The organism is Bathymodiolus japonicus methanotrophic gill symbiont, from assembly GCF_019721995.1.
Classification (GTDB): Bacteria; Pseudomonadota; Gammaproteobacteria; order Methylococcales; family Methylomonadaceae; genus Methyloprofundus.
In genome coordinates, this window is sequence record NZ_BLYC01000022.1 from 50,900 (window position 1) to 57,200 (window position 6,301).

General features: G+C 38.0%; 11 protein-coding genes and 2 pseudogenes. 5 read left to right on the plus strand and 8 right to left on the minus strand.

Features of this window, described 5'->3' with window-relative positions; translation table 11 throughout:
• The first annotated feature begins 15 nt into the window (after window positions 1-15).
• Window positions 16-891 carry a transposase gene (locus K6984_RS20985; protein ID WP_221897273.1) on the plus strand — a complete coding sequence of 292 codons (876 nt, stop codon included), beginning with the start codon at window positions 16-18 and terminating at the stop codon, window positions 889-891.
• Between the two features lie 3 nt (window positions 892-894).
• Here K6984_RS20985 and K6984_RS20990 read toward each other — a convergent pair whose 3' ends face one another.
• From K6984_RS20990 to K6984_RS31505, 3 genes and pseudogenes are all read right to left on the minus strand, one after another.
• Entirely contained in the window at window positions 895-1,026 is a 132-nt protein-coding gene (locus K6984_RS20990) for a recombinase family protein (protein WP_221897274.1), read from the minus strand.
• A 471-nt stretch (window positions 1,027-1,497) separates the two neighbouring features.
• The gene (locus K6984_RS31500; RefSeq protein WP_230988225.1) at window positions 1,498-1,680 is read right to left on the minus strand and encodes a hypothetical protein; all 183 of its coding nucleotides are present in this window, start codon (window positions 1,678-1,680) and stop codon (window positions 1,498-1,500) included.
• A 6-nt stretch (window positions 1,681-1,686) separates the two neighbouring features.
• Window positions 1,687-1,890, minus strand: a pseudogene (locus tag K6984_RS31505) (transposase); the annotation flags it as partial.
• Here K6984_RS31505 and K6984_RS34440 point away from each other — a divergent pair.
• Entirely contained in the window at window positions 1,830-1,958 is a 129-nt protein-coding gene (locus tag K6984_RS34440) for a hypothetical protein (protein WP_263458596.1), read from the plus strand. The pseudogene K6984_RS31505 and the gene K6984_RS34440 sit on opposite strands and share 61 nt — an antisense overlap.
• 27 nt (window positions 1,959-1,985) lie before the next feature.
• Window positions 1,986-2,189 carry a hypothetical protein gene (locus K6984_RS21000; protein ID WP_221897276.1) on the plus strand — a complete coding sequence of 68 codons (204 nt, stop codon included), beginning with the start codon at window positions 1,986-1,988 and terminating at the stop codon, window positions 2,187-2,189.
• Here the strand turns inward: K6984_RS21000 and K6984_RS21005 are convergent.
• On the minus strand, window positions 2,102-2,767 hold the full coding sequence (locus K6984_RS21005) for an IS110 family transposase (RefSeq protein ID WP_221897277.1): 666 nt from the start codon (window positions 2,765-2,767) through the stop codon (window positions 2,102-2,104). The two genes, K6984_RS21000 and K6984_RS21005, sit on opposite strands and share 88 nt — an antisense overlap.
• A gap of 64 nt (window positions 2,768-2,831) precedes the next feature.
• Window positions 2,832-2,966, minus strand: coding sequence for a hypothetical protein (locus tag K6984_RS34445; protein ID WP_263458826.1), 135 nt, complete (start codon window positions 2,964-2,966; stop codon window positions 2,832-2,834).
• Between the two features lie 12 nt (window positions 2,967-2,978).
• Between K6984_RS34445 and K6984_RS21010 the strand changes: the two genes are divergently transcribed.
• Window positions 2,979-3,164 (plus strand): hypothetical protein, encoded by a 186-nt coding sequence (locus K6984_RS21010; protein WP_221897278.1) that lies wholly within the window; start codon window positions 2,979-2,981, stop codon window positions 3,162-3,164.
• Window positions 3,165-3,434: 270 nt separating this feature from the next.
• Here the strand turns inward: K6984_RS21010 and K6984_RS21015 are convergent, their stop codons facing one another.
• Window positions 3,435-3,683, minus strand: a complete 249-nt coding sequence (locus K6984_RS21015) for a hypothetical protein (protein ID WP_221897284.1) — start codon at window positions 3,681-3,683, stop codon at window positions 3,435-3,437.
• A gap of 29 nt (window positions 3,684-3,712) precedes the next feature.
• Here K6984_RS21015 and K6984_RS21020 point away from each other — a divergent pair.
• Window positions 3,713-3,944, plus strand: a pseudogene (locus K6984_RS21020) (ATP-binding protein); the annotation flags it as partial.
• Between the two features lie 225 nt (window positions 3,945-4,169).
• Here K6984_RS21020 and K6984_RS21025 read toward each other — a convergent pair.
• Window positions 4,170-4,919: a hypothetical protein gene (locus K6984_RS21025; protein ID WP_087870156.1), complete on the minus strand. Its 750-nt coding sequence runs from the start codon at window positions 4,917-4,919 to the stop codon at window positions 4,170-4,172.
• Window positions 4,909-6,024: an AAA family ATPase gene (locus K6984_RS21030; protein ID WP_087870157.1), complete on the minus strand. Its 1,116-nt coding sequence runs from the start codon at window positions 6,022-6,024 to the stop codon at window positions 4,909-4,911. Before K6984_RS21030 ends, K6984_RS21025 begins: the two co-directional genes overlap by 11 nt.
• Between the last annotated feature and the right edge of the window lie 277 nt (window positions 6,025-6,301).

A 6,301-nucleotide genomic window follows, 5' to 3' on the forward strand; every position in this document is an offset into this window, starting at 1 on the left:
TCTAGGTGGAGAGAATTGACGCTTACATTTGAACAGCAGAGCTATCATCTTCACTCTGAAACACTGCTATCGCAAGGCATTGATTATCTTAAAGCATTCCCGGAACTTGACGAATACACCATAGACGCAGCGGATGGACATTTTATTGATCATGCCTGCCATACTGAAAAAAACAGCTCTCAGAAACATCTCTATGTCTACGATAAAGCCGTCACCGACTTTGTCTGGTGGGATCGGCAGAAACGACATGCTAATTACATGATTTCAATGCTAAAAGAAAATTCAATTGCGACTCTGGTTGAGTCTATCCCTTTTGACTCCCGCCATGAGATCAATACAGGGGTTGAAGCATACAGTGTGTACGAAAACAAGGGCATCAAATTTAACGTGGTGGATTACCGTGATCCAGAAACCGGAAAACTTCACCGGTTTGTGACAACCTTGCCAATGACTATTAACCCTGGAACCATTGCCATGCTGTATTTCAAGCGATGGACGATTGAAAAGACATTCAATAACACTAAAAGTAATTTCAAGGAAACTAAAGCTTGGTCTTCCAATACCCGCTCACTTGAAAATCAAATGCGCCTGACTGCAATGAGCTATAATTTAATGCGCCTGTTTGAAGAGATTTCAAAAACACAACAGCCAGAATTGATTCATCCATCGGATAAAAAATATAGCGAGGCTCTGGAGATAAGGCAGCAACAGGCTCAAAAACGAGATCGTTTTGTGAATCCATTATTTTTCCAGGCAAGAATATCTCGTATCAGCTCGTATACCATTCGGGCAGTTCAAAACGCAATAATAACAGGAATGTCTTTACAGTGCTTTATGAGCTCTCTTGTGGCGAGGTTAGTTTCACGGCCTCAATTGATAGGGGAACACTGATGGTCACATAAGTGGTCGTTTATGTGGTGGTGCTTTTCCCTCATAAATTATTTCGCAACCAGCTGCATTAAGCGCGTCTATTTGTAGTGATGTATCTTGAGATGTTGTTGAAACTCGGACGTAACCTATTTTCATTTGTTTACTTCTTTAACATGGGTTTTATTAACGATAACACATGATATGTTTTTTAACAGCCTTTATTAACGCTATTTGCGTAGAATCAGGGCAAAATGAAGGTGATTATGGGTGCTGATGACGGTGTAAATTAAACACTTGTTTATTTAACTTCGCTAAAAACGTAAGAGTTCCTGTTTGGTGGTGTAGGATTATCCCGGCGATGGCGCGATATCCATACTGAACTACCCTCCCCCATCTTTGTGTTTATAGTAACCTTTTGAATCTTACCATTCAGGCGACTAGAAACTTCATTATTACTTGCGCCCCATTAGGGTCAGAAACCTTTGTATTTTATTGTATAAGGGTTTCTGCATATAGGTAATATACGCTAAAAAAGTTACTTTTCCCTAGGGGTTAGATACTGTCTTAAAAATCAACTTTTATTTATTGAAAACACCCTCTCTTTTCTTTGACGGGCTCTTTAAAAAATTAGTCCGCCATTTGATAATTTATATCAAATGGTTTTTCTGACTTCAATACGCCATAAGATAAAATCAACAATTTTCTCATGACAGCGACTATCGCCACTTTTTTAGGTTTGCCATTATTCACTAAACGCTCATAAAGAGCCTTTAATACTGGGTTGTGTCGAATAGCGACAAGTGCTGGCATATAAAGCGACTTACGCAATCGTTTATGCCCAAGCTTAGATAATGATGATTTATCAATGCTCGTACCTGACTGTATGATCTTGGGTGTTAATCCAGCATAACTGGCAATTTGTTTTGAATTTGAAAAGAAATTTTGGGGAGTCGCTATTTTTGCGAAAGCTTGTTTTGGGCATCCCAGCCCAAGCAAGCAGCAAAAACTTAACGCGACCACTTATGCCTCCGGCGGCCCCGATTCGTCCTCGTCACCTCGTCCCGACCCAACAAGGGGTCGGAACATAGGCTCCAAATGACTTGACGCCGTGTCGGATGGCCTTTTATTTTGTCTCCACCTTCGCTAACGCTCAGACTCCGATAAAACAACGGCCCTACGGCTATCGCGGACTAAAAATCTTCACTTCGCTAAAGCTCCGTTTCCAGGATTTTCAGCGAATGTCACCAATATACGCTAAAATACTCCATGCAGTCCGTTCACCAATGCCGTTGATACTGACTAATAAATCGACTTGTTGACTGAGAGATTGATTATTTTTAACAATGTCAGCAATGGTTTTTTTGATCCGAACAATCTCCTTATCAATCGCTTTTTGTAATCGTTTTATAGAACGTGATGTCTGTTTATTCACACTGGCTTCTAAGCGGTTATTTTCTTGTGTTTTAGACTTCTCTAACTGATCGCAGCGTGTGACTAAGCGTTGTATTGCTTCATAGTCTGCTCCTTTAGGTTGATATGATCTCTTTTTGTAGTCACCTGTTAAAACAACATGTTCACAATACCTGGCAATAAGCTGAGCATCTGCCTTATCTGTTTTATTACGATTTAATTCCATCTTAAAAAAGGCATGTGTGATAATCGGGTTAACGACCATTACGTTTACTTTTTGCTGAGATAAATATTGCGCTAGATCAAAGCTATAAATACCGGTTGCTTCGAGACAGGTATAAACCTCTTTCTTACTCTTATTCACCCATAAAGAAAACTCTCCAAACCCTTTGAGGTTATTAGAAAATTGTTTATGAATAGTGCGAGAATTAAGAATATAAGCCGCATCAAAGGTAAGTTTAGAAATATCAATTCCAATATAAATCATCGTATTATCTCCAGTTAAGCGTAAACTAAAGATTGGATAAAATAACGTCATGGCATTCTTGTAACTATTCGTGCTCTTGCGTGCAGGCGCGCCATGCTACCTCACGAAATTCCGGGACTCCTGTCGCCGTAATTCGTTCACCTACGCAGCGAATAGGAGATGCTCCAGCCGCCCTGCGTCCGCCACAGACTGAGCACAAAGCAGCTCAGTCATGGCTACCACAAATGGCTCTACGGCTATTCGGGATAAAATTTTAGCCTCCCTCGCGCGCTATCGCGCACTTCGGATTGGCAAATTTCCCTGCGCCTTCTGGAGACTATCAGCCCATCCGGGGCTGACAGCGGTGGCCAGGCACAAGATACTGTTCGCATTTAAAGGCGTTATTAAAGAGGGGTAGGCACTAATCTGCCCCACGATTTTTTTATAATCAAGGCCTCCTTACAATGTCTCTACCCCTCATCCAACCGTCATTGGATAGTGCCATTTATTCAACTAAATTAACACTGGAATTAAGATACAAGACCTCTCTAAATTAACTCACATTTGTCCTTTTTTGATCATTTTCATTACCTCAACCTTCATAATAAATTATTGCGACAGAACCATGGTTCTGTCGCAAAATATACGTATTTGTGTAAACCCGGCTATGAACCTGTTTTTATTTTTCTCATTCGCTGAAAATCAGGGAAACGGAGCTTAGCGAAGTGGTGATTTTTAGTCCCTGATAGGCGACAGGGCAATTCGCCAATCCGAAGTGCGCTAGCAGCGCGCCGAGGCAAAGAATTGCATTCCGAATAGCCGTCAAGCCATGTGTGGGAGCCTTAACGGAGCAGGGTTTTGTTGCGTAGTTGAGGCGGACGCGTGGCGGACCAGGGCACAAATTATTTGCCGAGTGGCGAATCGATTTTTGTGACATGGTGTCCCAAAATCTATCATGAGGCGCGCGGTGGCGCGCCTATGAATGAAAAAGGCATGCATAACCTGTTTCAGTTGATTAATGCACTGTATGAATACAGATCAATCATTCTGACAACCAATAAAGAATTTACTAACTGGGGGGAGTTCTTCTTTGATAACAATGTGGCTGTGCTGATTGTGGACAGACTTATTCATCATTCACACATTTTTATGCTGGGAGGGGGAAAGTTATCGACTGAAATCTAAGCTTAACAACTAACTATTTTGCTGGAAAAGTGGCTCAATTATTTTGGCCATTGACAACCGCCAAGGAGGGCGCAGAATGTCATATACACGGGACTATGAATACTGAGAGACTATCTCAAACTCTTTAAAACTCCTTTTAATCAATAGGATAACACAAGTTTAAAGTTGTTCAAAGTAGTATGAATAAGCTGAATAGCGTAGTAAGTTACGTAGTATTTCCGTACTAAAGTCCTGTGCTCTATTCTGCATGCTCTACAAGTTTTTGCTTGATTTTATTAACACCATAGTAATCTATAATCAAAATAGGAAAAGCACTTAATACAGCTACTTTACGAACAGGAGTAATATATTTTTCTAATTGTGCTCTGAAGGTTTCTATCTGGGAAACATGCTGCCCAGGAAAGATAAAATCATCATTTACAATATAATTTAATTTCTTTCCATGCGCTTCAATTATCCAGTTCCAATTGCTTAAAGTCAGCTTTGTTAAGTCCTGAATATTATTTCCACATTCCTCACCAACTAACGTTTTGTAGCTTTTTCCAGAATTAATTTCAACAATAGTCTCTTTAAAATCCACATCTCTATGAACATGCTTTAAAGCCTCAACCATTGGGTAACTAATGTACAATTTCCCTGCTTCTGTCTCATTATCAAAATATTCAATCATCTCCATTAATATTTCATTAGTTGCTACTGGAACATGTCCATCATAATCAAAGAATAGATAGACCTCAGCAACCGAATCTCTTGAAATATTAGCAAGCGATTGTCTATTCTGCTCATTTCTATCCCTAATCAACTCAACAATATCTTTATCAGAATCTTTTTGTAGCACCCAGTATAGCTCGTAAATATGAGTATCAAATGTTGTATAGATATGTGTATTAGCATCAAACTTAGAGAAGTATAATTTTAAATTTTCATAAACCTTAACTTCTGTCTTCTCCCCCTCAAACACAAACAGGATAATGCTTTCATCCTTCATTAAAAGCGCCTGCCCTATACATTTTTTCTAAATTATGAGCAATTCTTAATTCCTTTTGAGTACACCGACTAATAGGCTTAATCTTTTCTTTATGCATTAAGAAATAACAATCAGGTCTAAATAAATCATTACTCATTATGCTAGTGTTATGTGTTGTTAATACAACTTGAGCACTAATATTTTTCAATCGCGTAACAATTAATTTGGATAAAGAGTGATGGTAATAAGCATCGAATTCATCAATAAACACCATCGTTACCTTAGAATTCTCTTTTAATCTCTGATACCAATAATAAAACAAGGCAAGCGACTGAGTTCCCGTAGATGCAATATCAAAAAAATAAACGGGGTTATTTTTGAAAACAAACGCTAGACTTTGTTCACCGTTTAACTCGATAGTTGTTAACTTGCATTCAACACCTGCCTGATTAAGAAAATCTTGAAAGTCTGAAACATTACCATGAGCAATAATATCCTTATCAATATTGCCAGAACCTTTCTCAAAACCTAAATAATTATTGCCTGCTAAGGACCTGAAGAACAACATTCCATCGACAAATTCAATGAACTGATTAAAGACACTATTTATTGCATTATCAGCCAATATAGTATTGTTTTTTATATAATTAACAATAGATATTTTTGAATCGCCTACATCAGTGTTTAAGTTTTCTGCTCCTTCAAGATCAATTTTAGCATTAGTGCTATTTCTTCTATCCAATGAAACAATGGAGTTGCCATTAATCTTTAAATGCTCATAAGATAATGTAGATTTATTTTTCTTGCCATATCGATACTCAAGTGAATTATCTTTAAATTTGAACTTGTATTTAAATTCTGCCAATTCATTATCAACGTTAGCATTTAGATAGTTTCTATAACATAAATGATCATGCTCATTATTAGTTAAATGCGAAATAATATCAAAGATAGCAAAGCCTAGATTAGATTTACCAGAACCATTAGATCCATATATCATTGCTTTATTGACCACATCATCCTTTATGCATTCTGTGTTAAATTGATAATCATTTACATCAGAAAAATCGATAACGAACCAATCTTTAAAACCTTTAAAATTTTTTACCTCAAACTTTGATAACATTGAAATAGCTACCGTGTAGATTATTTATATAACGCACTCTATTTTAGTCAAGAAAAAATTAAAAGCTAGTGTCTGCCGTAAAAAAACTACGGGTTCAAGTGAGTTCCCAACTAATTATATTGTTTAAGGTCACCGAGAAGAAAACCGATCAAGATACTCATCTATTTTCTGAAAACAACTCTCCTCATCACTCATAGCTTGGTCTTGAAGCTTGTGATATGTTTTCCAGTGCATACCCTTAGGCTTTTCAGGCAGGAGCGCCATGCGGTTCTGTCGC